The organism is Algoriphagus sp. (assembly GCF_030694375.1).
Lineage (GTDB): Bacteria > Bacteroidota > Bacteroidia > Cytophagales > Cyclobacteriaceae > Algoriphagus.
This window is the reverse complement of record NZ_JAUXYL010000038.1, coordinates 432639-457922: the sequence shown is the minus strand read 5'-3', so window position 1 is coordinate 457922 and position 25284 is coordinate 432639. Positions and strand designations below refer to the sequence as shown.

24 protein-coding genes are annotated in these 25284 nt (G+C 44.3%); 6 read left to right on the top strand and 18 right to left on the bottom strand.

Annotation, left to right across the window (positions count from 1 at the left end):
- From Q8M62_RS13835 to Q8M62_RS13770, 14 genes are all read right to left on the bottom strand, one after another.
- Entirely contained in the window at positions 1-756 is a 756-nt protein-coding gene (locus Q8M62_RS13835; RefSeq protein ID WP_304899998.1) for a cell division protein FtsQ/DivIB, read from the bottom strand.
- A complete protein-coding gene (murC, locus tag Q8M62_RS13830; protein ID WP_304899999.1) occupies positions 753-2159 on the bottom strand; it encodes a UDP-N-acetylmuramate--L-alanine ligase in 1407 nt (468 codons plus the stop codon). The genes Q8M62_RS13835 and murC overlap by 4 nt, the downstream gene beginning before the upstream one ends.
- Positions 2156-3265 (bottom strand): undecaprenyldiphospho-muramoylpentapeptide beta-N-acetylglucosaminyltransferase, encoded by a 1110-nt coding sequence (murG, locus tag Q8M62_RS13825; RefSeq protein WP_304900004.1) that lies wholly within the window; start codon positions 3263-3265, stop codon positions 2156-2158. Before murG ends, murC begins: the two co-directional genes overlap by 4 nt.
- Before the next feature lie 12 nt (positions 3266-3277).
- Positions 3278-4450, bottom strand: a complete 1173-nt coding sequence (locus tag Q8M62_RS13820) for an FtsW/RodA/SpoVE family cell cycle protein (RefSeq protein ID WP_304900000.1) — start codon at positions 4448-4450, stop codon at positions 3278-3280.
- On the bottom strand, positions 4447-5802 hold the full coding sequence (murD, locus tag Q8M62_RS13815; protein ID WP_304900001.1) for a UDP-N-acetylmuramoyl-L-alanine--D-glutamate ligase: 1356 nt from the start codon (positions 5800-5802) through the stop codon (positions 4447-4449). The genes Q8M62_RS13820 and murD overlap by 4 nt, the downstream gene beginning before the upstream one ends.
- Positions 5803-5812: 10 nt before the next feature.
- A complete protein-coding gene (gene mraY, locus Q8M62_RS13810) occupies positions 5813-7024 on the bottom strand; it encodes a phospho-N-acetylmuramoyl-pentapeptide-transferase (RefSeq protein ID WP_305352365.1) in 1212 nt (403 codons plus the stop codon).
- Position 7025: 1 nt separating this feature from the next.
- Positions 7026-8489: a UDP-N-acetylmuramoyl-L-alanyl-D-glutamate--2,6-diaminopimelate ligase gene (locus tag Q8M62_RS13805; protein ID WP_304900895.1), complete on the bottom strand. Its 1464-nt coding sequence runs from the start codon at positions 8487-8489 to the stop codon at positions 7026-7028.
- Entirely contained in the window at positions 8486-10594 is a 2109-nt protein-coding gene (locus Q8M62_RS13800) for a penicillin-binding protein (RefSeq protein ID WP_304900896.1), read from the bottom strand. Before Q8M62_RS13800 ends, Q8M62_RS13805 begins: the two co-directional genes overlap by 4 nt.
- Positions 10591-10977: an FtsL-like putative cell division protein gene (locus tag Q8M62_RS13795; RefSeq protein ID WP_092730156.1), complete on the bottom strand. Its 387-nt coding sequence runs from the start codon at positions 10975-10977 to the stop codon at positions 10591-10593. Before Q8M62_RS13795 ends, Q8M62_RS13800 begins: the two co-directional genes overlap by 4 nt.
- Positions 10974-11885, bottom strand: a complete 912-nt coding sequence (gene rsmH / locus Q8M62_RS13790; protein WP_304900897.1) for a 16S rRNA (cytosine(1402)-N(4))-methyltransferase RsmH — start codon at positions 11883-11885, stop codon at positions 10974-10976. Before rsmH ends, Q8M62_RS13795 begins: the two co-directional genes overlap by 4 nt.
- A 4-nt stretch (positions 11886-11889) precedes the next feature.
- Positions 11890-12324: a division/cell wall cluster transcriptional repressor MraZ gene (mraZ, locus tag Q8M62_RS13785; RefSeq protein WP_304900898.1), complete on the bottom strand. Its 435-nt coding sequence runs from the start codon at positions 12322-12324 to the stop codon at positions 11890-11892.
- Positions 12325-12731: 407 nt separating this feature from the next.
- The gene (locus Q8M62_RS13780; RefSeq protein WP_304900899.1) at positions 12732-14840 is read right to left on the bottom strand and encodes a M56 family metallopeptidase; all 2109 of its coding nucleotides are present in this window, start codon (positions 14838-14840) and stop codon (positions 12732-12734) included.
- Positions 14841-14842: 2 nt separating this feature from the next.
- Positions 14843-15211: a BlaI/MecI/CopY family transcriptional regulator gene (locus Q8M62_RS13775; protein ID WP_304900900.1), complete on the bottom strand. Its 369-nt coding sequence runs from the start codon at positions 15209-15211 to the stop codon at positions 14843-14845.
- Positions 15212-15322: 111 nt separating this feature from the next.
- Complete coding sequence (locus Q8M62_RS13770; protein ID WP_304900901.1) at positions 15323-16123, bottom strand: SDR family oxidoreductase; 801 nt, start codon at positions 16121-16123, stop codon at positions 15323-15325.
- A 107-nt stretch (positions 16124-16230) separates the two neighbouring features.
- On the opposite strand from Q8M62_RS13770, the gene Q8M62_RS13765 reads away from it, so the two are divergent.
- The 5 genes from Q8M62_RS13765 to Q8M62_RS13745 all read left to right on the top strand — a co-directional run bounded on the left by Q8M62_RS13765 (position 16231) and on the right by Q8M62_RS13745 (position 20150).
- Entirely contained in the window at positions 16231-17343 is a 1113-nt protein-coding gene (locus Q8M62_RS13765; RefSeq protein ID WP_304900902.1) for an alkene reductase, read from the top strand.
- A 52-nt stretch (positions 17344-17395) separates the two neighbouring features.
- Complete coding sequence (locus Q8M62_RS13760) at positions 17396-18160, top strand: NRDE family protein (RefSeq protein WP_304900903.1); 765 nt, start codon at positions 17396-17398, stop codon at positions 18158-18160.
- Positions 18161-18166: 6 nt separating this feature from the next.
- Positions 18167-19141, top strand: coding sequence for a YpdA family putative bacillithiol disulfide reductase (locus Q8M62_RS13755; RefSeq protein WP_304900904.1), 975 nt, complete (start codon positions 18167-18169; stop codon positions 19139-19141).
- A gap of 81 nt (positions 19142-19222) precedes the next feature.
- Complete coding sequence (locus tag Q8M62_RS13750; RefSeq protein WP_304900905.1) at positions 19223-19690, top strand: antitoxin Xre/MbcA/ParS toxin-binding domain-containing protein; 468 nt, start codon at positions 19223-19225, stop codon at positions 19688-19690.
- A gap of 1 nt (position 19691) precedes the next feature.
- On the top strand, positions 19692-20150 hold the full coding sequence (locus Q8M62_RS13745; RefSeq protein WP_304900906.1) for an RES family NAD+ phosphorylase: 459 nt from the start codon (positions 19692-19694) through the stop codon (positions 20148-20150).
- A 94-nt stretch (positions 20151-20244) separates the two neighbouring features.
- On the opposite strand, the gene guaB is transcribed toward Q8M62_RS13745, so the two are convergent.
- The 4 genes from guaB to Q8M62_RS13725 all read right to left on the bottom strand — a co-directional run bounded on the left by guaB (position 20245) and on the right by Q8M62_RS13725 (position 24326).
- Positions 20245-21723 (bottom strand): IMP dehydrogenase, encoded by a 1479-nt coding sequence (gene guaB / locus Q8M62_RS13740; RefSeq protein ID WP_304900907.1) that lies wholly within the window; start codon positions 21721-21723, stop codon positions 20245-20247.
- A gap of 142 nt (positions 21724-21865) precedes the next feature.
- A complete protein-coding gene (locus Q8M62_RS13735) occupies positions 21866-22633 on the bottom strand; it encodes a hypothetical protein (protein WP_304900908.1) in 768 nt (255 codons plus the stop codon).
- A complete protein-coding gene (locus Q8M62_RS13730; RefSeq protein ID WP_304900909.1) occupies positions 22626-23063 on the bottom strand; it encodes an ABA4-like family protein in 438 nt (145 codons plus the stop codon). Before Q8M62_RS13730 ends, Q8M62_RS13735 begins: the two co-directional genes overlap by 8 nt.
- A 63-nt stretch (positions 23064-23126) precedes the next feature.
- Positions 23127-24326 carry a class I SAM-dependent methyltransferase gene (locus Q8M62_RS13725; protein WP_304900910.1) on the bottom strand — a complete coding sequence of 400 codons (1200 nt, stop codon included), beginning with the start codon at positions 24324-24326 and terminating at the stop codon, positions 23127-23129.
- Positions 24327-24433: 107 nt separating this feature from the next.
- Between Q8M62_RS13725 and prmC the strand changes: the two genes are divergently transcribed.
- The gene (prmC, locus tag Q8M62_RS13720) at positions 24434-25276 is read left to right on the top strand and encodes a peptide chain release factor N(5)-glutamine methyltransferase (RefSeq protein WP_304900911.1); all 843 of its coding nucleotides are present in this window, start codon (positions 24434-24436) and stop codon (positions 25274-25276) included.
- Positions 25277-25284: the final 8 nt, after the last annotated feature.

Below are 25284 nucleotides of genomic sequence, written 5' to 3'. Positions count from 1 at the left end.
TTATTCACAAACAATTTGATTTTTAAATTTCACGCTGATCCGCTCGTAAGCATTCCAGCCTTTTCTTGGTAAAATCTCTTTATACAGCACTTCGATCCGTCTGAATTTGCTCTCGATGTCGTGCGCATCTCCAAACTCGATCACTTGCTTCCCAACTTGCTGATGCAATCGGATGTCGTCCTTCTTATTAATCTCCAACTCACTCACCTGAGCACTCCAAAACTCATCTTCAGTGACAAACCGGATCAAGGACATCAATTCAGGCATCGAATCCACACTTCCCTGATCCATCAATTGCTCTGCAAAAGCACCTTCCAAAATCAGCACCCGACTGGTATAAGTAGGTGAGGTGGGGATGATCAATCCTTCCGTAGTGATATATCCGTCGGCTGCCATCGGTCTGGCAATTCTTGCGATGGGCTCGTGCTGATGGATAGTCATTTTTAGGATTCCTTTTTGCCCGACAGATGTTTCCACCGATTTGATAAATGGATGTCCTGAAAGTCTTTTCTCAATCGCTGCCAAAGGAACTTCCGCCATCGGAAGTCCAGATTTCAGTTCAGGAAATGCAGACTTTACTATTGCTTCAATTTCTTTCTCCTCTACAAAATAGACTCCGCTGACAGCCTTGAGGTCTACTTCAAATCCCTGATAGGCTTTGAGCTGAGTTTGCTTTTCCACAAACCCGATGAATCCGACCAAAACCAGACAAAGGGTCACCAATCCAAGCGCTTTTTTAAGTTTTGCCTTATTCATGCGTCAAATTGTTTAGTTCTTGAATCCATCCATGCCGCTATTCCCGGAACCAATCGATCAATATCTCCCGCGCCCATAGTCACCAGGACTTCGGGACGGGATTCCAGCAGGTAGTCCATTACCTGTTCTTTATTTATCAGCGTCTTTTTACCCGTCTGAATTCCATCCAAAAGCATCGCAGAAGTCACTCCTTCAATGGGAAGTTCCCGGGCTGGGTAAATGTCCAGCAGCACCACTTCATCTGCCAACGACAGGCTTTCAGAAAATCCTGCCGCGAAGTCTCTTGTCCGTGTAAACAGATGAGGCTGGAAAATCACCGTGAGTCGCTGTGTAGGGTACATGGCCCGCACAGAGCTCAGGCAAGCTTTGATTTCCTCGGGATGATGCGCATAGTCATCGATATAAATGTGTCCCGGCACGGTGGAATGTATCTCAAACCGACGTTTTACTCCTTTGAATGACTTGATACCTTCCCGTATCTGATTCTCACTTACACCATGATCAATTGCGATGGCTATAGCAACCAAAGCATTTTCCACATTGTGAAAACCCGGAATATGAAGTTCCAATCCTTTGATTTGTGCCTTGGTCCCCATGTAATCAAAGAGGAAAATTCCCGGCTTAGCAATGATATTATCGGCATGAATTCCAGAAGACCTCAATCCATATTCTCTAATTCCTGCACTGATCCCCATGTTCTCTCCTAAGCGATACCATGCATGGGATTGGATGTAGAGTTTCCCCTTTTTATCTACCAACTTGATGAAGTCACGGAAACCATCCAAAATCGTGGCCTCATCGCCGTAGATGTCCAGATGATCCGCGTCCGCACTCGTGACCACTGCCTCGTTTGGATGAAGCTTCAGGAAGGAGCGGTCAAATTCATCTGCCTCGACCACTACAAGTGTTGCTTCTTTTGATTTGCCCGGCAAAATCAAGTTGCTGTTGTAATTCTGAGTAATCCCTCCTAAAAAAGCAGCGACAGGTTTGCCTGCCGATTTCAGCAAATGAGCGATCAGGGAAGAGGTGCTGGTCTTTCCGTGAGTTCCCGCTACTGCTATGGTATAAAAATCCTTGGTAATCATCCCAAGAACTTCGGATCGTTTCTTTAGTTGGTAATGAGCCTGGAAGAAATTTAACAGCACACTATTCTTTGGGATTGCAGGGGTCCAGACAACCAAAACCTCATCCGGTTTGGAGGTAAATTCAATCGGAATATCCGCTGCAGAATCATTGAAACTGATCACCATGCCTTCCTTTTCCAGCTCCTCAGTCAAAGGCGAAGGAGTCTTGTCATACCCTGCCACAGGATATCCTTCATGTCGGAACCATCGGGCCAAGGCACTCATGCCGATGCCACCGATTCCGAGGAAGTAGACGCTATTTATTCCTTTGAATGTCATTTGACCAGTTTTTCCAACTCAATTACAATGGCATTTGCCGCATCCGGCTTGGCCAACTTCTTAATATTTTTCCCCAATGCTTCGACTAGACTTCCGTCTTGCATCAGTGCATCAATTTTGCTTTTCAATTGCCCGATTGCTTCGGAATCTTTCAGCAGCACCGCCGCCTGATGATTGACAAAGGCCATGGCGTTTTTGGTTTGGTGATCTTCCGCCACATTGGGAGAAGGGATGAAAATCACCGGCTTGCCCACAAGGCTAAGCTCCGAAACAGAAAGGGCTCCAGCTCTGGACACAATGAGGTCTGCAACTGCATAAGCCAGGTCCATTTCGCGGATAAATTCCCTTAGATGGACATGCTTTAGATCCGCGTTTTCAAGCGTGGCCAACATTTCCTTGAAATAAAATTTCCCACACTGCCAGAGAACCTGGTAGCCGGATTCTTCCAGCTTATGCATGTCCTTCAAAACCGCCTGATTGAGGGTTCTTGCTCCTAAGGAACCTCCCAAAACCAAAACCGTCTTGCGATCCGCTGCCAGCCCGAAATGCTCCAGCCCGGTTTCTTTTTTGCCTGACAAGTCGAGAATATCTTTTCTGACAGGATTCCCGGTAATTTTAATTTTACGGGAAGGGAAAAACTTCTCCATGTTCGGGTATGCCACACAAATTGCATTTGCCTTCTTGGCCAAAAGCTTATTGGTCAATCCCGCATAGGAATTTTGCTCCTGCACCAGGGTTGGAATTCTTTTATTTTGCGCAGCATAAAGTACCGGCCCGCTTGCATAGCCACCAACACCTACTACTGCATCAGGCCTGAATTCCTGCACGATTTGGTAAGCAGCACGAAGGCTTTTGACAAGCTTGAAAGGGAAGCTAAGATTGTCCAAAGTCAGGCTTCGCTGAAGTCCCGCTATTGGCAGACCCTTGATTTCATATCCTGCTTCAGGGACTTTTTGCATTTCCATTTTTCCCAAAGCACCCACGAAAAGAATCTCACTGGCAGGATGTTTTTCCTTCCATGCGTTGGCAATGGCGATGGCAGGATAGATATGCCCGCCGGTGCCTCCACCGCTGATGAGAATTCGATATGTCGTCTGAGTGCTAATGGCTTTTTGGGTTTATGCTGTTCTTAATCGATTTCGTACTTCGGGCACAGCCACCACTTCATCCGAGTGATCTCCGCGACTCACACTCAAGATGATCCCAAGTGCGGTTCCTGTGAAAACCAAGGACGTCCCACCCATACTAAGGAGTGGAAGCGGCAAGCCTGTAATTGGGCCCAAACCCACGGCTACGGCCATATTGACCAAAGCCTGAATGACTAGGGCAAAACTTAATCCTGCGGAAAGCAAACCTCCGAAGGCTTTGTTGGAATTAGCTACAATCCGCATCCCCCGATACAGAAGTGCGAGGTAAAGGAATAGCACAGTTGCCCCGCCTACCATTCCGTATTCTTCAATGATGATGGCGTAGATAAAATCTGAGTACGGGTGAGGCAGTGAATTGCGCTGCTCGCTGTTTCCGGGGCCTTTACCGGTGACTCCGCCTGTAGCGATTGCGATGTAGGATTGTTCGGCTTGAAAAGGAATCTTGCTGTCGTCATCTTTTGACTCCCAGAAGGCTTCGATACGGGAATAAAAGGTTTCTCCACGCTGTCCTGCAAAAACTGCTATGGTCAAACCCATAACGCCCACCATGACGACCAGCAGCAAATATTTCAATGGAACCCTGCCGATAAACATGATCAACAGGCAGGTAGCCAAAAGAAGAATCGCCGTAGACATATTGGCCATACCAATCAGCGCACAAATCACTCCGATGGACAGGATAATAGGCAAGAAAGTCCCGGTAAAGTCTTTGATGTTATTTTGACGCTTGGCAAGCATGGCCGCCAAGGCAGCGATTAGAGAAAGCTTTGCCAAATCCGAAGGCTGGAACGCCTGATTGATTACAGGAATTGTAATCCAGCGATTGGCGTCGTTGATATTTGACCCGAAAAGGTAGGTAAATGCGAGGAGTGGGATGGATAAATACATGAATAGACGGGCATAAAGCGCGTACTTCTTGTAGGGCATCTTATGCGCCAACCACATCACAAACAAGGAGACGAATACTAAAAAGGAATGTCTGAGCAAATACAATTCAGTATTTCCTCCGGCGGTCTTGTATGCCAAAGTACCTGTGGCAGAATACACCACCAAGATGCTGAACAAAGACAGCAAAATCACGATGGCCCAGATGATGGGATCGCCCTTAAACTGCTCGTCTATCCATGCCTTCAGCGTAATCATGCTTTCTGTTTTTCTTTTAATCCCAAAACCGCTGAGCGAAACCGATCACCGCGGTCTTCATAATTTTTGAATAAATCAAAGCTGGCACATGCCGGAGAAAGCAAAACCACTTCTCCCTTTTCGGCCAATTCCTGACCCCAAACCACTGCTTCACTTATATCCTGAGTTTCTTTGATGGTGGAAATGATCCCCGCAAAAGCCTCCTTTAGCTTTTCATTGTCTGTTCCCAGGCAAATCAGAACTTTTACTTTTCCATTATCCACCAAGTCATTCAGTACTGAATAATCATTTCCTTTGTCCACTCCACCAGCAATCCAGATCAGAGGCTCGACGTAGCTACCCAACGCGTAATAGGTCGCCTCGACATTGGTTCCTTTGCTGTCATTGACAAAGCGAACCCCGTCCATTTCCCGGACTAGCTCCATGCGATGCGGCGCATTTTTGAATGTTTTATAGCCTTGGATTAATTGAGACTCGGTCAATCCTGCCATTAGGGCAGCCGTCCCGGCACACAGTGCATTCAGAATATTATGTTTCCCTTGGATGGAAAGTCCCGAAACAGAAATACTTGCGGAATTTCCATTAGCAGCAAGCTCCAGTGTTTTCCCATCACTGTACCCACCCTTGCCCTGCTTCTCGGAAAGGGAAATCCAATGGAAATCGGTCTTGAGCTTTTTCATCTCCAAGCCTTTCTTTGTCAAGGGATCCTCTCGAAATGCAATTCCCTTTTCGCGCTGAGTCATGTTTTTGAACAAGCTCATTTTGGAAAAGATGTAGTTGTCTATTTTGTAGTCGTAGCGATCCAAATGATCCGGAGTAATATTGGTCAATATCCCGATGGTCGGTTTAAAGCACTGAAAACCGTCAATCTGAAAGCTTGACACCTCAATCACCCACCAGTCGTGGTCCTGATTGACCAGCTGACCTGCCCAACTCTGACCGACATTTCCGGCAAGACCGACATCATATCCCGCTTCTTTGAGCAAGTGATAGGTCAAAAGTGTGGTGGTCGTTTTCCCGTTTGTTCCGGTGATGGCAATCACTTTCCCTGCACTGTATCGGTAGGCAAATTCCAGCTCATCTACGACCGGAATCCCTTCATTCATCGCCTTTTTCACCAAAGGAGCCTTGGTAGGAATACCGGGGCTTTTGATTATCAGATCGCAGGAAAGAACTTTTGACTCGTCATGACCACCTTCCTCAAAGCTGATACCTGCATCCTGAAGTGCATTTTTTCGCTCGGCTGATATCATTCCTGAATCAGATACCCAAACCCCATAGCCTTCCCGCTTGGCGAGCAGTGCTGCTCCCAATCCGCTTTCTCCGGCTCCGAGGATGGCTATTTGTTTCATATTTATTTTACTATCTCAGTTTCAAAGTGGCCAAGGAGATCACTGCCAGCAAAATGCCGACGATCCAGAAGCGGGTCACAATTTTCGCTTCAGGTATTCCTTTCTTTTGGTAATGATGATGAAGAGGAGACATCAGGAAAATCCTGCGTCCCTCACCGTATTTTTTTCGAGTGTATTTGAAATAGCCCACTTGGAGCATGACACTCACACTTTCGATCAGGAATATTCCACAGGTGATCGGGATCAGAAGCTCTTTGCGAAGCGTCAAAGCCAAAACCGCAATCACTCCTCCAAGCATCAATGAGCCTGTATCGCCCATGAAAACCTGCGCCGGATAGGCATTGTACCAAAGGAACCCAATACATGCGCCGATAAAAGCTGCTGAAAAAATCACGAGCTCCCCGGAATTGGGGATGTACATGATATTCAAGTATTGGGAGAAGATGGCGTTACCGCTCAGATAGGCGAAAATCGCAATTGCTAAGCCGATAATTGCAGAAGTTCCGGCCGCCAAACCGTCAATTCCATCTGTGATGTTTGCTCCATTGGAGACCGCTGTAATGATGAAAATTGCAACCAAAATATAAAGAACCGGAACCATGGACTCTCCCATGAACCCAAGTACACGCTCATAGTCCAACTCGTTGTTTTTAACAAAAGGAATGGTAGTCCGTAGCGCTTTTACATCCTGAAATGATGGGGTCTCCACAATCCCTTCCTCGATGGAAACCGGAGTGGAAAACTTACGGATAACTACATCATCATTATAATAGAGCGTAGCCCCCACGATAATTCCGATTCCGATCTGACCGATGATCTTGAATCGGCCTTTAAGTCCATCTTTGTTTTTGCGAAATACTTTGATGTAATCATCCAAAAACCCAATCAATCCCAGCCAAACCGTGGAAATCAGTAAAAGAATAATGTAGACATTGTTAAGATTCGCAAACAGGAGGGTTGGAATCAGGATTGCAGCGATCATCATCAAACCACCCATGGTAGGGGTTCCTTTTTTCTGCGCCTGACCTTCCAATCCCAAATCACGAACAGTCTCTCCGATTTGCTTTCTGCGGATCCAGTTGATGATGGCTTCGCCAAATGTGATGGTAATGATCAGTGAAAAAACCGCTGCCATACCCGCACGGAACGAGATGTAGCGAAACACACCCGTTCCCGGAATGTCCAATACTCGATCTAAGTAGTCAAAAATGGGGTATAACATATCAGTTTCTCGTCAATTGTTCTAGAATCTCAGTCACGACTTCCGCATCGTCAAAGTGGTGTTTTACTCCTTGGATTTCTTGGTAATCTTCGTGTCCCTTTCCCGCAATCAGGATGATATCTCCTTTTTTGGAAAGCATCACGGCTGTTTTGATCGCTTCTCGTCGATCTTCAATAGTCAGGGTTTTTCGGACCTCTGAAGGCCCAACTCCAGCCTGCATTTCCCGAAGTATCGCCATAGGATCTTCGAAACGGGGATTATCTGAGGTGAAAATGGCCTTATTGCTTTCGCTTACCGCCAACTTGGCCATGATGGGACGCTTGGTTTTGTCCCGATTGCCTCCACAGCCGACCACGGTGATCAGTTGTTCGTTGCCAGTGCGAACACCGTTGATGGTTTTCAGGACATTGTCCAGCGCATCCGGCGTATGGGCATAATCTACAATTGCGATGATCCCGCCGATGGATATTCTGTCAAATCTCCCTTTTGCCCCTTTGATGGCCGACAGCGCACGAAGGACTTCATCTTCATCCTCTCCCAAAAGCGAGGCAACACCTAAGGCTCCAAGCAAATTGTAAGCATTAAATGCTCCGATCATCCGGAACCAGATCTGTTTGCCGTTGATATCCAGCTCGAGTCCTTCGAGTGTATTCGAAATAATTTTTGCCTTAAAATCTGCTGAAGTCTTCAATGCAAAAGTGTGGTGTGCCGCCTTGCAGTTTTGAAGCATGACGGAGCCACGTCTGTCATCTCCGTTTACCAATGCAAAAGCATCCTTCGGAAGCTCATCAAACAGCTTTTTCTTGGCTTTGATGTATTCATCAAAGGTCCCGTGATAGTCGAGATGGTCGTGGGTGATATTGGTGAAAACAGCTCCTGCGAGCTTTAATCCTGCGATCCGCTCCTGAACAATCGCATGTGAACTTGCCTCCATGAAGCAATGCGTACAGCCTTCATCTACCATTTTGCGAAGCAAGGCCTGCACACTGACCGCATCCGGTGTAGTATGGGTAGCCGGGATGACTTCCTCGTTTATCTTATTTTCTACTGTAGAAAGCAATCCCGTGCTGTAGCCCATCGCAACAAACAGCTGATGCAATAGGGTCACGGTAGTGGTTTTTCCGTTGGTGCCCGTTACTCCGACAACCTTGATTTTTTCCGAAGGATTATCAAAAAAGTTAGAGGCGATAATGCCCAATGCTTTCGCGGAATTCACCACCTGGACATAGGTTATTCCCTCAGTGATTTCCTCAGGAAGTTTTTCACAGATGATGACCGTTGCCCCTTTTTTTAAGGCAGTGGCAATGAATTCGTGTCCGTCTACCTGAGTTCCCGCAATAGCAACGAAAGCACTTCTTGCCATCACATTTCTACTGTCAAAGACAATACTGCTCACCCGAATCTCCATGTCTCCGATGGTCGAGGTCAGTGATACTTTATACAATATGTCCTTGAGCACTTTCATCCTAATACCAAGTTGATTGTTGCATTTGGGCTAAGCTGTGTGCCCGGAGCTAGCGATTGCTCCACCACACGACCTTTGCCACTGTAGTTCACCTTAAGCCCCTTATTTTCCAGGACAAAAAGTGCATCTCGAAGTGGCATACCTGAGACATCCGGCACAGTCGGCTTTTCAGTCTCATTGATTCTCAAATCAAAATTTTCAGAGATCAGGGAAGCTTTCACCCAATCTTCGGTGCCTGGGCTTTTCACTTTGATACCCAATTCATCAAAAATCCCCTGAAGCTCCTCCCCTTTTCCGGCACTGATGTAAGGCATTTTGCTGATTTGATTTTCAGCCATGTAAATCTTGGACTGATCCACCGGATTCAATTCCATGTCTAAAGCATAGATTCGATCTGCGATTTCTTTGAAAACCGGAGCAGATACATCGCCCCCATATGCAGCAATACCTTTGGGACTATCGATCACGATGATCATGCTGTACTTGGGTCGATCAGCAGGAAAATATCCCGCAAAGCTGGTGTAGTAGGTTTCGGTATATTTCCCGTTGACGATTTTCTGTGCTGTCCCGGTTTTTCCTGCGATTTTATAGTTATCGTTCAGGATGTTTCTTGCTGTGCCTCTCAACACCACCCCTTCCAAAAGCTCCTGAAGGTGCTTTATCGTTTTTTCAGAGGCGATTTGCTTTCTCAAAACCTGAGGCTCAAACTTCTCCATCAATGTATTGCCTCTACCTACTGCTTTTACAAACAGCGGCTTCATCATGACTCCGTTATTTGCCACTGCGTTGTAAAGTGCCAAGGTATGGATGGGATTAACCTTGGATTCATATCCAATGGAAATCCATGGAAGCGAGGTTCCGTACCAGGTTTTTGACCCCGGCTTTTTGAAAAATGGTTTTCCTTCCCCTGTAAGCTGCAGATCGAATGGCTCGGCAATACCGGCTTTATCCATGTAAGCCATAAACTTGGATGGACTGGATCCAAAGTGCATATCTACCAGCTTTGAAATCGCCACATTGGACGATTTTTCGAAGGCTTCCCGAATGGTGATTGTGCCATAACCGCCATTTTTGGCATCATACATCGTCTGATTGTAGAATCTGTGCGCACCGTTTCCGGTTTCGATTGTCTCATTCAGACTGATTTTGTTTTCTTCCAAAAGCGCCAACATCGAGACCAACTTGAAAGTCGATCCAGGCTCGGTATTTCCGATATCCCCTACTGCATAATTGTAACTTTCGGAATAGCCCAGGCCACTCTTGTTGCGCTGCAAATTGGACATTGCCTTGATGTGGCCTGTCTTTACTTCCATCACAATCACGGAACCAAAAGCTGCATTTCTGTCAGTCAGTTGTCTCCTCAGCGCAGTCTCCGCTACATCCTGAATGTTTACATCCAAAGTGGTAAATACGTCGTAGCCGTTATCAGGCTTGATATCCTCCGCGTCAAAAACAGGCTTCCAAATTCCTCCGGCCAGTCTTTGAAACAAGGCTTTTCCATCTTTTCCTTTGAGGTAATTATTGAAGCTGTATTCGATTCCTGCACCGTAGTCGTCTTCATTCAAAAAGCCGACAGTTCGGCTTGCCAATGAATTAAAAGGTCTGTATCGCTTTTCTACTTTTTCGAAAATCACTCCACCACCCAAGCGGCCTTCTCTAAAAATCGGCCATGCGGTCATTTTTTGCATATCCTGATAGCCAATCTGCTTTCTGTTGAGGATGAGGAAGCGCTTTTTGTCTCCCCTGGCATCCTGAATCATACGCTTGTAAGCCGTGGCAGACTTGTCTTTATAAAATCCGGCCAAGTTTCTGGCAAGTGAATCAATTCCTGACTTGAATTTGGAATCCTTGGCCATCGTCGGGTCTATCGCTACCCGATAAAAGGGTAAGCTGGTAGCCAAGAGGCTCCCGTCTGTGGCATAGATGTTTCCCCGTGTGGCTGGCACTTCCCGGTATTGGAAGTTGACTTGCTCGGCTTTTGCCCTCCATTTCTCTCCCTCCCTTACCTGCACCACGGCGATCTTGTACGGGATCGCGCAGGCAGCCAAAGCAACCAGGATGAAAATCACCCTCACTCGGAGCACTATGGAGCGTTTAATATTCACTTTTTTACCTCGATTTTGATCGGCGGTTGATTCAATTCATAAATTTCAAGCTTAGCCACTCGCTTAGCCACTTCTGACTGCATGCTGCTTTGCATATATTCTGCCTCCAGCGTGGTGACATCAGCCCGAAGGTCTTCTACTTCCTGCTGGGCTTTTTCGATTTTCCGAACCATACTTTCAGCTCTATGATTGCTGAAAATGTAGATCAGCGCAAGCAATACCAGAAAGCCCACAGGAGGTACAAGCTGTACAGGTACCCCTTCTCCCAGGATCCCTTTGACGTCCAACTTATCTTCCATCCAAGTGAAAATCGTCTTCCCCGGGCCTGCTTTTTTTGGAGCATTCCCAGCCTTTAGTTTCTTCTTAAAGGTATTCTGACTCATTTCCCTGTCTTTTTCGCTATTCTCAATTTGGCACTCCTTGCTCTTGGATTTGCGGCTACTTCTGCCTCGCCTGCTACGACTGATCCCCTACTAACCGGCTCCAGGGGCCTGATGAGATTTCCGTAAAAATCCTTCTCTACCTCCCCTTGGAATTTGCCTTTGGCAATCAGGTTTTTGACGAGCCTGTCTTCCAGACTGTGATAGCTCATCACTACCAGCCTGCCCTCAGGCTTCAGTAGCTCCACTGCGCTAAGCAACATTTCCTCCAAAGCCCCCATTTCATCGTTGACTTCAATCCTTAAGGCCTGAAAAACCTGTGCGTAATATTTGAAGTCTTTGCCACGGGGAGCATATTTTTTCAGAAAAGCAGTAAATCCTTCCGTCGTTTCAAAAGGTGTCTGGGCTCGTTCGGACACGATAGCCTGCGCCAAAGTTTTTGCGTTTTTTACTTCTCCATAGATTCCAAGAATCTTGTGAAGCTTTCCTTCATCGTAGGTATTCAAAACCTCCTTGGCACTTAGATCAGCGGATTGATTCATTCGCATATCGAGTTCGCCACTGAATCTGGTCGAAAAACCACGTCCCGGCACATCTATCTGATGCGAGGAGATCCCCAAGTCAGCCAGTATTCCGTCAACTTTCTTTACCCCGTACAGCCTCAAGTATCTTTTAATATCCCGGAAATTGGCCTGCACAAAAGTGAACCGCTCATCCTGTGGCGCATTGGCCAATGCATCAATGTCTTGGTCAAATCCATAAAGATGACCTTTGTCCAATTGCTTCAGGATTTCTCGAGAATGCCCTCCGCCTCCAAATGTCACATCGACATAGATCCCATTAGGGTCAATAGCCAAGCCTTCAGTGCATTGGGCGAGCATCACTGGGATATGATAATTAGCAGATGTCATAGCTTCAGGAGAGATATTTTTCCATCTGTTGTGACATTTCGATATCGTCTTCGATTACAAAGTCCTTATACCGATCCGCACTCCACATTTCAATTTTGCTACCTACTCCAACCAGAATCACATCCTTATCGAGACCTGCGTATTCCTGAAAGGCTTTTGGAATCAAAAAGCGACCAGCGCTGTCCAGTTCTACCTCAGTGATACGAGTGAAAAAAGATCGCTTCAATCTGCGAGTCTCTTCATTGTGATCCGAAAGCGCATTTACCTGACTTTCCAGTTTTCGAAACTCAACCATCGGATAGAGTTTAAGACATTTGTCAGCTGCCATTTGAAGCATAAGCGCACTCCCATTGGCCTCCGGTATTGCCCCCTTTATTTTGGAAGGCAAAACCAGACGTCCTTTGGGATCCAGCTTACAATCATATCGACAATTGAACATATCCTGACTCTTCTATTTGATGAGTTTGAAGTAAAAACAAAAGTAGCAAAATGAACTTCACATTCTACCACTTTCCCCCACTTTTTCCCACTTTGAATTAAAAGTAGACAAAAGTTTCATCCAAGCCAATGTTTTTTCAAAAAAATCGAAGAAATTTTTATTGATAGTCAAGGCGTTAAGCTCCTCCACAAAGTGTCCCTAAAACCCCCATATTCAAATAAAAAAGGCCGTTTTACGGCAATAAGAACATCTCAAAAAAGGAATTGACTTCAGAGATTTCAATTAAGTGGGTGAATTTCCCATTGATTTCATTGAGAAATCAAAAAGTGGGCGAATTTCCCGTCAAAAAAATAAAAAAAGACCTGCCCAAAGGACAGGTCTTTATCTAAGCATTAACACACAATTAATTATTTATTGTCATCTTTTTTGAGTTCTTGTTGTATCAGTTTTTGAAATTCCTGAAGCTTGGCCTGATGCTCCTTTTGCCATATTTCCATCTTTCGTTGGAACTCCTCCATTTTTGGTTTTTGAGCGGCTTCCCATTCTTTCATTTTCTGCTCGAATTCTTTCATTTTAGGTTTCTGCTCAGCTTCCCACTCTTTCATTTTTAGTTCGAACTCCATCATCTTGGGCTTATTGGCTTTATGCCATTCGTTCATCTTGGCCTCAAATTCTTTCATCTTAGGCTCGTGTGCAGCTTGCCACTCTGCCATCTTCTGTTCGAATTCCTTCATTCTAGGACCATTTGCTGCCTCCCATTCTTTCATTTTGATTTCGAATTCTTTGAGTTTGGGCTGAAATTCCTTTTCGAATTTGGCTTCCCACTCTGCTGAGTGTTTCTCCCATTTTTTGGATACTTCCTCGGCCTCTTTAGCCCATGCTTTGGAATTGAATTCTACCTCTTTTTTCCATTTTTCTTTCTCATCCTTACTCATTTTCGTTGTGTCAAAAGCGAGTGGAAATGAAGTCAGGGCCTTGTCGAATGGGAATTCAAAATACATATCCATCACGGGCATGACCGGGGGCACGAAGTCCATAACAGGCATGGGAAATTCAGACATATCTATCTGAGGGGCAGGACCAAACGCTGCCAATACTGGCATTTTCTCCTCAAAATCAAATTTTGGAACGGGTGCCAAAGCCATATCTACCGGAAATATCGGGGCAGCAGGCACCTCCAAATGAGGCATATTTTCAGAATCAAAAGCCCTCAATTTGTCCAACATAGCTTTTGCTTTGGGGCTGAGTGCTATCGTGTCTTTTCCCGAAATCAACAAATCGCCAATGATCTGATACCTATTTCCATTGTCATCGGAGAAAACCATGCGGTTTTTTTCACTACCCGACCCGGTTTCAGTAGATTTTGGCTCAATGAATTTTTTAATGACAGTATCCTGAGCAAAAGGATCATGATACGTAGGCTCAATCACAGCGATTGGTGCTTTGGAAGTGGCTAAGCTTGTTTGTTTAGTAGCGTCCTGTTGGGCACTTGCCATCAGTCCGACGCTGAGAAATAAGGTAAGTAACATAGGGATAGAAATAATAGGGTTTTGAGGATAATTTTGAGCGGGATAACCTAGTATCCGCTTGATTCGCTGAAGTGTTGGATTTCTTTTTTTGCCTGCGGCAAGTGCCAACTCGGGTGGATTTTGCTGTGCAAAATTGATGACTTCCGCCAAGCTGGTTGCTAGATTTTTGGGATCAATTCCAGATTTCAAGACCAGGTCATCTGCGGCATTTTCACGGAGTTCTTTTATAGTATTGTTGATCCACCAATAACAAGGATGAAAGAAGAACAAGATTTCCATGACCGAAAGAAGCAAGTTGGCGAGGTAATCATTGCGCTTCACATGCGCCAATTCATGTGCAATAATTGCTTCGAGCTGGGCAGGTGAAAGCTGAAACAGCAAGCCTACAGGGAGCAGAATAATAGGTTTGAAAGCTCCAAAGGTGAGGGGCGAAATACACACTGAGCTAATTTTCAGTTGGACCGCTCTGCTCACACCCATTTTGTTTGCTAAACGGTAAGCAACCCGTTGAATCTGATAATCAACCACCGAAGAAGAGGATTTTCTTAAACTCCGTATTTCTGAGAAACTATTGACAAGTCTGAAAAGAAATAAAAGCGCTCCTAAAAACCAGAAGTTAACCAGCAAGAATATGTTTTGCTCAATCCAATCAGTAGCCTGCCGGATTCCTGACTCAAACTTCGATTCACTCAAAAGTATCGCCGAATTATCGAAGAAGATCTGAAGATCCCCACTCGCTGCTATATGCGTGGCAACGCTGGGCTGTGCCTCATATTGATATGCGAATGTCAGCATTGAAACTACAAACGCTAAGGCCAAAGCCCCTACCGCAAGTCCATACTTAGTGGAAGGTTTTGCCCGGTGAGCTATTTTCAACAAAATCCAAAGAGCTGCCGCAATTAAAATGAGCTGCCAAATCGAATGAACCAAAGCCCATCCCAAGGCATTCAGCAGACTTTCTGATATCCAGTCATTTAAAAGTCTCATAGCTAATTATTTTCAAGTTGGTCAAGAAACGCCCTGATTTCATCAATTTCATCCTTGGAAGGATTATCCTGTCCCAACGCCTGCATGACCAATGCCTTTGATGAACCTCCGAAGGCAGTGCTCATCAGATTTTTCAAAAGTGAGTTTTGCGTTTCCTTTTGATTAGTCTTCGGGCGGTAAATATGAGACCTGTTTTCTTCATCCCGGGTTACCATTCCTTTGGCATGCATGATTTGCATGGTTTTCAAGGTAGTAGTGTAGCCGGTATCCTTTGTCTCGGCCAGGCGCTCATGAATTTGGCGGACGCTGGCTTCTTTCATTTCCCACAGTAGGGACAAAATTTCTAATTCTGATTCAGTTGGTTTGTTCATGGCAGTATCTACGATTACTTTCGTACCAAAGTTATACGAAGCTTATCGTATTATCAAAAAAAGTACGATTATTTTCGTATTAAAAAGTGTTAAATACTGATTGCCTGCCGTTTACTTTCTTTTTTGAATTGCCTTTCGTCCCTTTGATTCAAGATTGGCGCGAAAAAGCTCTCCGATTTTAGGCCAAGCTCCGGCAATTTTTGCAAGAAACCCTCTCGTCTCAGGAATACAGACCTGAACACGCGGATTTTCCATCAACTCCAATATAACACGAGTGATGTCCTCTGGTCTTAACACCTTTTTTGGGCCGCTGAATGATAATTTAGATTCTTCGGGATAATCCAATTGCGTGGTAAGCATCGGGGTATCCACCAAATCAGGACAAACTACGGAAACAAAGATCCCAAAATCACGAAACTCCGCAGCCGCTGCCAATGAAAAGCCTCGTACGGCAAATTTGGAGGCGGTGTACAAACTCAAGCCTGAAACAGGAGCGATTCCAGCTAAAGAGGCAATATTAATAATATGCCCAAACCCCTGAAATTTCATTTCTTTTCCGATGATCGAAGTACCCAGGATGGTTCCTTTAGTATTGACGTCGAGATGAAAATCAATATCAGCCAAGGCATAATCAGCTACAAATCCCGGCCGAATAACTCCCGCACAATTGATTAAATGTGAGATCGGCTGGCCCAAATTTTTAGCAAGGTTAATGGCATGGTTCCAAGTTTCTGCTTTTGAAATATCCCCTGTCATAACATGGACTGCTGAACTCCCATTAAACTTTTTTTCAATCGCAGGTGTGCTCAAGTCAACCAAAAGCAACGTGAACCCCCTATCAAAAAGAGCTGCTGCCAGATGTAGACCAATGCCACTTCCGGCGCCAGTAATCAAAATTAAATTTGGGTTCATTGCTATCTAGGTTAGGTGAAGTCAATTTATATTTTTTCTTTCTTCGGAACTATCACGTTTGAATTTTAATTGTATATACATCTAATTTAAACGAATAACCAACTAGTATGAAAAATACCGATCAACCACTTTTACAGCCGATCAAAGTAGGCGATTTAACACTGAGAAATCGAGTCTGGATGGCTCCAATGACCAGAAGCAGGGCAGCCAACCCAGCGAAAAAGGTTTTTGAACTTCACGATGAATATTACAGACAGCGAGCCACGGCAGGCCTTATTATAACGGAAGGATCTCAAGTATCGCCTCAAGCAGTTGGGTATATCAATACTCCGGGAATTTATTCTGAAGCCCAAACCGAGGCTTGGAAGAGTGTCACAAAAGCGGTCCATGAGGAAGGTGGGCATATTTTCATTCAGCTTTGGCATGTAGGCAGGATGTCACACCCGGATTTTCATAATGGAGAATTGCCACTTTCAGCATCAGCTACCAATCCTCATTCAAAATCCTACACACCTGAAGGCTTCAAAGAAACAGTTGCTGCTAAGGCCATGACTTTAGCAGAAATCAAGCAGACAATTGCTGACTTCAAAAATGCGGCAAAAAATGCGATGGAAGCTGGATTTGACGGAGTGGAAATTCATTCATCCAATGGCTATTTGTTTCACCAATTCTTCAATGGAACCTCCAATCATCGGACCGATGAATATGGTGGAAGCATCGAAAACAGAGCTCGGATTCTATTTGAGGTAATTGAAGCGATCAAAGAAGTGATGCCTGAAAATAGAATTGGACTAAGACTGAATCCTTCCCTAAACGGAGTGTTTGGTATGACAATGGATGAGGAAACTATCCCGACTTTCGATTACATCATCAAAAAATTAAATGATTACAATCTTGCCTACCTGCATCTTTCTGAGCCATTTACAGATGTGAGTGAAGTCCCTTTTGCTGAGAAAAATATCGCCAAACGATATCGTCCTATATTTAAAGGAACTTTGGTCATCAACAGTGGATTCGATCAGGAAAGCGGAAACCGTGTGATAGAGGATGGCGATGCGGATGCAGTTGCTTTTGGCAAACCGTTTATTTCAAACCCAGATTTGCCAGAGCGATTTGCCGAAAACGCAAGCCTTGCTGAATGGGATCAGAGCACATTTTATACAGTTGGAGAAAAAGGCTTTATAGACTATCCAAGTCTCCAAGAGGCAAAAGTTGATTAATTCACCATTGGGGGCTGTCCGAAAAACAGCCCCTTTTATTTACATTTAAAGTATGTGTCTAGTAGCCATTTCCTGGAAAAATCATGATGAATTTCCACTTGTCATCAGTGCCAACCGGGATGAATTTTTTGACCGACCAACTGCTGAACTTCATTCTTGGAAAAGTGGATTGATCGCAGGCAAAGATCTCCGTGGGGGAGGAACTTGGATGGGTTTTCATCCCAACGGGAAATGGTCTCTTTTGACGAATTACAGGGATTTCTCCAAACCTAAGAAAGGGGAAGTAAGCAGAGGTAAGCTTGTGGAAACTTATCTTGAGGGAAACTTGGAGCCCGAAACTTACCTCAGGGAAGTTTTCAAAGAAAAAGATCGATATGAAGGCTTTAATTTGCTGGTTGGAGATAGCGAAAAGCTATTTTACCTCAGCAATTACGCTGAAGATATTCAGGAAATTCAACCCGGGATTCATGGATTAAGCAATGGCTTGATCAATGATCCCTGGCCAAAAGTAGACTTAGCCAAAAGCCAATTGGCAAGGGTGCTTTCAACCGAAATCTCTGCCGAAAATCTACTCCAAATCCTGAAATCCGATGAAACTTACTCGATTGAAACCTTGCCTGACACAGGAGTTCCTGAACAGATGGAAGTTGGACTTTCTTCACAATTGATCCGAATCCAGCCTAATTACGGTACAGTTTCAGCCACAGCAGTATTAAAAAATTGGCGCGGTGAAACAAAAATCACGGAACGAACTTTTAATTGGAATCCTTCTATATTTTCAGATAGAAATATCAGCTTCACGACTACTACAAAGTAAAATATTATGGAAAAGTTACTTGACTTGATCATCATCGGCGGCGGTCCAATCGGCCTTGCCTGCGGTATTGAGGCTCAAAAGGCTGGTTTGGATTATCTGATTTTGGAAAAGGGAGCTTTGACCAATTCTATTTTCAACTATCCAGTCAACATGACTTTTTTCTCCACCTCAGACCGCCTGGAGATGGCTGATATTCCATTCATGTCGGTAGGTGTAAAACCTACCCGAACGGAAGCTTTGGAATATTACAGAAGGATTTTCTTTCATTTCAAACTCAAGGTAAACTTATACGAGGCAGTTCAAACCTTATACAAACAAGATGATATTTTCCATGTCAGCACTTCCAAAGGGGAATATGATTCCAAAAAACTCGTATTGGCAACGGGGTTTTATGATTTGCCAAACCTGATGAACATTCCCGGAGAAGACCTTCCAAAGGTACTTCACTATTACAAAGAGCCTTGGCCTTTTATCAATCAAAAGGTATTGGTCGTAGGTGGGGCAAATTCTGCTGTAGATGCGGCCTTGGAAACCTGGAGAAAAGGTGCCGAAGTCAGTATGGTGTTGCTTGGAGATGAGGTGGACGAAAATGTGAAGTATTGGGTTCGCCCCGATATTATGAACAGGATAAAAGAGGGATCTATCAAGGCGTTTACACGATCCAAAGTCAAGGAAATACGCCTGCACGAAGTCGTCATAGAAAGCCCTGAAGGTGAAATCACCATAGAAAATGACTGGGTGTTGGCAATGACAGGTTACAAACCTAATTTTTCGCTTCTCAATCAATTGGGCGTTGAAATGAGTCTGGACGAAAAACGACAACCCTGCTACGATCAAACCAATCAAGAGTCCAATGTTCCGGGCGTTTATTTGGCAGGAGTAGTTTGTGGCGGATTGAATACACGGGAATTTTTTATCGAAAACAGTATCGTCCACGCAGCCTCAATCCTAAACGACATCAAAACCAAAATGGAAAAGTAAAAAAAATTGCAAATAGGAGTTTTATAAATTGCAAATAAGAAATTTATTTGTAACTTTCTGGAGATCATAAGAATTTTAGCAATGAGCCAGACTTGGAAGATTCGATTTTCGGCAGACAATCCTGAAGTAATTGAGACCGGGATTCGGCCCTATCATTTTTTTCAGGCTTCACCGGCTATAGTAAATGAAAGCAGAGAGCCTTATGGGGCAGTTTTGGATTTCCATGAGACGGGGCAGTTTTTTGACTATTTGGATTTCACCAACAGTGACATTGCGGAGGTGATGGAGGTAGATCCAAGTACGCTTTTCCGCTGGAAAAAGGAAGACCGAAAGCTCAGTAAGTCACTCACCAAAAATCTATTAGAGATGGATCAGATTATAGCCAAGGGTATCCGGATTTTCGGTACGGAGGAGTTGCTTTCCCAATGGCTTCACACTCCCAATACCGCACTGGGCAATCAAAAGCCCGCTTATCTCCTCAAAAATCCCTATCAGATTTCTTTGGTGGATCAGGCATTGGAGGCGATCTCATGGGGAAATATCCTATGACATGCGGTATTTTCGGCTGATCGAAAACTTACCGGGAAGAGACAGTCTAGGTTACGCAATTGGACCGGGTCGATGGAATCAATTTGGCACCCCGATGATCTATGCCTGTGCGATGAGTTCGCTCAATTTCCTGGAATTGCTCAGCATCAAGGGACCGGTCGTGACCCAAAGCAAATGGAAATTAGTCATCATGGAAATGACTGGGGAAATCCCTGAATTGGATGCTGATTTTCTTCCGGCTGACTGGAAAAACAGGCCGTATCCAAGGTCCACGCAGGAGTTTGGTACAACCTGGGCAAAAGGAATGATATCGCCTTTTTTGAAAATCCCTTCTATTAGAATCCCTATTTCCAGTTATCCTCAAGAACATAATCTGCTAATCAATCCCTTTCATAAAGAATTTCCCAAATCTGTGAGGATCCTGGATGAATGGGATGTAAGTTTTGAGGTGAATGGATAAAAGATGGGATTCAGATTTTTTCAGCAATTTCAAAAATAACCTCCATTAAAAATCTAAAAGGCCAAATCCTAAATGGAATTGGCCTTTTTTTAAATTAAGATTTCAAACTATAATTTGGTGCTTCCCTCGTCACACTCACATCGTGCGGATGAGATTCCTTTACACCCGCAGTAGTGATTTTGACAAATTTACCGTTGTCCTGAAGGTCTTTGATAGTTTTAGTGCCACAATAACCCATTCCGGCTTGCAGGCCACCGACTAGCTGATACAAGACTTCAGACACGAGTCCTTTATAAGGAACACGACCTACGATTCCTTCTGGTACCAATTTTTTGATGTTGTCTTCAGCATCCTGGAAATACCGGTCTTTGGAACCGGACTCCATTGCCTCCAAAGAACCCATCCCGCGGTAAGATTTGAATTTTCTTCCTTCGAAAATGATCATTTCTCCAGGAGCTTCCTCAGTTCCAGCCAAAAGTGATCCGATCATGATGGAACTTCCACCGGCGGCTATTGCTTTGACCAAATCTCCTGAATAGCGAATCCCCCCGTCAGCAATCACAGGGACTCCACGCTCTTTCAAGGCTTCAGCACATTCAAATACTGCCGAAAGTTGTGGCACTCCCACTCCGGCAATGACGCGAGTAGTACAAATCGAACCTGGGCCAACACCCACTTTCACGGCATCTGCACCTGCATCTGCCAAGGCAATGGCCGCTTCGGGAGTTGCAATATTCCCCACAATCACTTCCAAATCAGGAAAAGCAGCCTTTATCCTTTTGCAGGTTTCAATTACGCCTTTGGAATGTCCATGGGCTGTATCAATGGAAACCACATCTACACCTGCATTTCTTAACGCTTCCACGCGGTCTACGATATCGGCTGTCACGCCGACGGCCGCACCCACTCTAAGACGACCGTATTCGTCTTTGCAGGCATAAGGCTTGTCTCTTCTTTTGAGAATATCCTTGTAAGTAATCAAACCCGAAAGTTTGTACTCCTCATCAACGATTGGAAGCTTTTCAATTTTATATTCCTGAAGAATTTCCTCAGCTTGTTCCAGGGAAATCCCTGACTTTGCTGTAATCAAATTTTCCCGCGTCATGATATCACGAATCAGACGGTTTTGATCTTTGATAAAACGAAGATCTCTATTGGTAATGATCCCTTTCAGCACTTTATCACCATCCACCACAGGGATGCCTCCAATGTGATATTCTCGCATGATGGTCTCCGCGTCGCGAACTTTGGAATCGATATGAAGCGTAATAGGATCGAGAATCATACCCGCTTGTGATCGCTTTACTTTGCGTACTTGAGCGGCTTGCTTCTCGATTGACATATTTTTATGAATGAATCCAAGTCCACCTTCCAGCGCAATCGCAATTGCGAGTTCGGCTTCAGTTACGGTATCCATTGCGGCGGATACCAGAGGAATATTCAATCTGATTTTTTTGGTAAGTTGGGTCGAAGTATTAGTCTCGCGAGGGAGCACTTCGGAATAACCCGGGACAAGAAGCACGTCATCGTAGGTGAGTGCTTCGTAAAGAAACTTCGAGGAATTTGTATTCATGGCAAATATTGGTTGTAGGTAACCCTATTTGCCCGTCAAAGTTACACACAAAAAGTAATGCCATCCCAGCCCAAAACAAAATTAATATTGAAAACCGAGGTAAATGTTACTCTTTTTGGAAGAAGCTTTGGAAATCAATCATTTAAAAGGGCCAAATTCCTTTTCCTTGAATTGCCAACCAAAGCGTGGTTGAGCTTAGTATAAAATAAACGAAGCCTACTATTCCAGAGATTTTAGCGTTGTCTTTCCAGAAAAACCAAGCCAATAGCGGCAGAATTTGGAGGGCATGTAAACCCAGAAAATGAAAAACACGCAAATCTCCGTAGGCTTTGGCCCAACCCAAAAGAAAAACACCATCCTGTCCGTCAGTGGCGCCAACAGTATGGCCCAGCCTTCCTGCCATCACAAATCCTTCAAATCCTGCTATCAGAAATATAATGAGACCAATTCGGATTGCCAAGGCATAGCCTGAAGGTAAATGACTCACTTTTCTAAAAAGGATGAAAAACCAAAGCACTACCAATGAATTCAACAGAATCGCTACACCCATCGTCTGAAAAATCATAATATCCCAAAATGAGCTGATGTTGAAGTGGGAAAGTTTGCCCTGTGCAGCCTGATAAGTGATCAAAGTCAACTCGATGACCATCAAAATAAAAACCCAAAGACTTATCTTTTTTACTTTCTCTGGTTCATTCAAATGAGCCATCAGCCATGCCATTGTCCAAAAAAAGATACCTACAGAAACGAAAAACTTCAATGGCTTTATCCAGACATTTACACCTTGTAGTACTCTCGGATCGACTAACGGAAAGAATACCAGCATCGCCGCCAGTAAAAAGCAAAACATTCCGGATTTTGCTAAAAAGGCATTTCTTAGTTTTAATTCAAGGTAAAAGGCTTTAAGCATAGGGATCCTGAGGGAATTTTTTCAAATAAATCATTCGAACTAGGATGTAAAGCAGAAGACCCACGGGACCAAGCATGAATGTCAACAGTAAGCAGGGCAAAAGTATCCATCGGTTGATCCCCCTGATATCTGCATCATGACAAATCCACATGCCCACAAAAAGATCAAAAACGAGGTAATGAATCCAACCTGCAAGAACCGCCTCATCTTTAGTAAATAGCAACTTGACATTTGCTAACGTATCAAATCCACCCCCTCCACCTCCCGACAATCCTTTTAGAATAAAAAAAAGGTATACCAAGGCCATCGCCGTAAAAACAAACGAAAATAGCGTTCGGAAAACCCAACGCTTATGATACAGCACAAACAGAAATATCCAGCAAATGAATGCCGTGGTATTGACAATTGAAAAAATCAGCTCAAGGTTCATTTCAGTTTTTTTACTGAAATTAAAAACATGAAGCTGATTTTGAAACCATTATGGAAATAATCTTTAATCGGCAGTGGGTTTTTTCAGCAACCTTGCAATGTAAAATCCATCAAATCCGCTTTCCTGGGCCAATACTTTTTGATCTTCGATCAATTCAAAGTTCTTTCCTGCTTCGCTTTCTAAGAATTTCTTGACTTGAAGTTCGTTTTCCGAAGGGAGAATACTACAGGTAGCATAAACCATTTGACCTCCGGGCTTGAGCATTGACGGGTAACTTTGAAGAATCTCCTGTTGCGTTTCCCGCACTTTTTGGATGGAATCTAGGCTTAGTTTCCACTTTGTATCGGGATTCCTTCTGAGTACTCCGAGCCCCGAGCAAGGAACATCAAGTAACAGTCTATCTGCTGATTCTTTTAGGCGCTTGATGGTCTTTGTACCTTCGATAGCTTTGGGTTCAATGATCGAGACCCCATCTCTTCGTGCCCGAAGTTTAGTTTGCTGAAGCTTCCAATCTTCCACATCCATGGCCAAGATTTTTCCTTTGTTTTCCATCAAGGCCGCCAAATGAAGTGCCTTCCCTCCGGCCCCTGCACAGGCATCAATCACCCTCATCCCCGGCTCTACGGCCAATGCCGCAGCTACCAATTGAGAACTCGCGTCTTGAACCTCAAAAAGTCCTTCCTTGAAAGCGGGGTGACGAAATACGTTTTCTCTTTCCTCTAAAACCAACGCATCAGGATATCCTTTGACGATGTAAGTATTAATGCCATCTGCGGCGAGTTGATTTTTGAGTCGCTCTCGTGTAGTTTTCAGCGTATTTACACGGAGCACTACTTCGGCTTCTTCATTAAGCGAATGGATTTCAGACTCCCATTTATCTCCAAGCTCACTTTTCCCCAACTTATGGAGCCACTCCGGGATAGACTCCAGCATGGCAGGGTCTTCGATTGACTCATATTTGCCCTTCAACTTGTCTGGGTTGATTCTGGCAAATTCCTCCCATTCAGGAAGCTGATTTCCCTGCATCAGCCAATACGTGCCAAACAGATCCCAATAATCTTTGGAAGGGCTCAAATGACCAATCAGCCTCCACCAGCGAACCATTTCGTAGGTAGTTTCGGCGATAAAGGATCTGTCACGGGCACCCCATTTTGGATTGGATTTGAGGGTTCGCTCGATGACTTTATCAGCGTATTGGCCTTCTTCGAAGATGGCTTGAAGTGCGGTATGTACGCCGCGGATGGTGTTGTTATGTAGCTTCATGAAAGGAAATTCTCCCCACAAAGGTAAGGGGAAATGTCGAGGAATAGTTTTCGATCAGAATGTCAGCTAAAATTCAGACAAAACGATTCCCCTGATTACCTTTGAAAATGCCACTTTCCTACCTACAACTTGTCAAAAATCTGTCAACTCAATTAAATCAGTATGATCCAATTGAAGCGGAAACTTTAGTGAATTGGCTCTTAGAGCATCACCTGGGAATGAGAAGAGTGGACATGATGAATTTTTTGGAAGAAAAAGATTTACCAGAGGCGCTAAAGAGAGACTTTGAACGGCTAAAAACCGGCGAACCGATTCAGTATATTTTGGGACATGGGCCCTTTTACGGACGAGAATTCAAAGTCAGTCCGGCTACGTTGATACCAAGAAACGAAACCGAAGAGCTGGTTCACTTGATTATCAAAGAAAACCCCCAACCCAAACTTCGAATCCTGGATATTGGTACCGGAACAGGATGTGTTCCGATTACATTGGCTTTGGAGATGCAGGAACCGGAAGTTTTTGGAGTGGATATTTCAGAAGAGGCCTTGGAGATTGCCACATTCAATGCGAAAAAACTGAAAGCAGATGTGACCTTCTCCAAATGTGATATTTTACTAGAAACCCCAAAACTAACCGGATTGGATATTTTGGTTAGTAATCCTCCCTATATCCCAATTGAAGAAAAAAAGTTAATGCATCAAAATGTGCTTGATTTTGAGCCCCATCTCGCGCTTTTTGTTTCAGATGGAGATCCTTTGATCTTTTACAAAAAGATAGCTGAAACAGGAATGAAACTCCTCAAACCATTCGGGAAAATCTACTTTGAAATCAATGAGCGATACGGAAGTAATATCGCTGACCTTCTTTCTGAATCGGGATATAATAAAGTCAGAGTAATACAGGACCTAAATGGAAAAGACAGAATAGTTTCAGGCCAGATTTCCAAATAATCACTCGT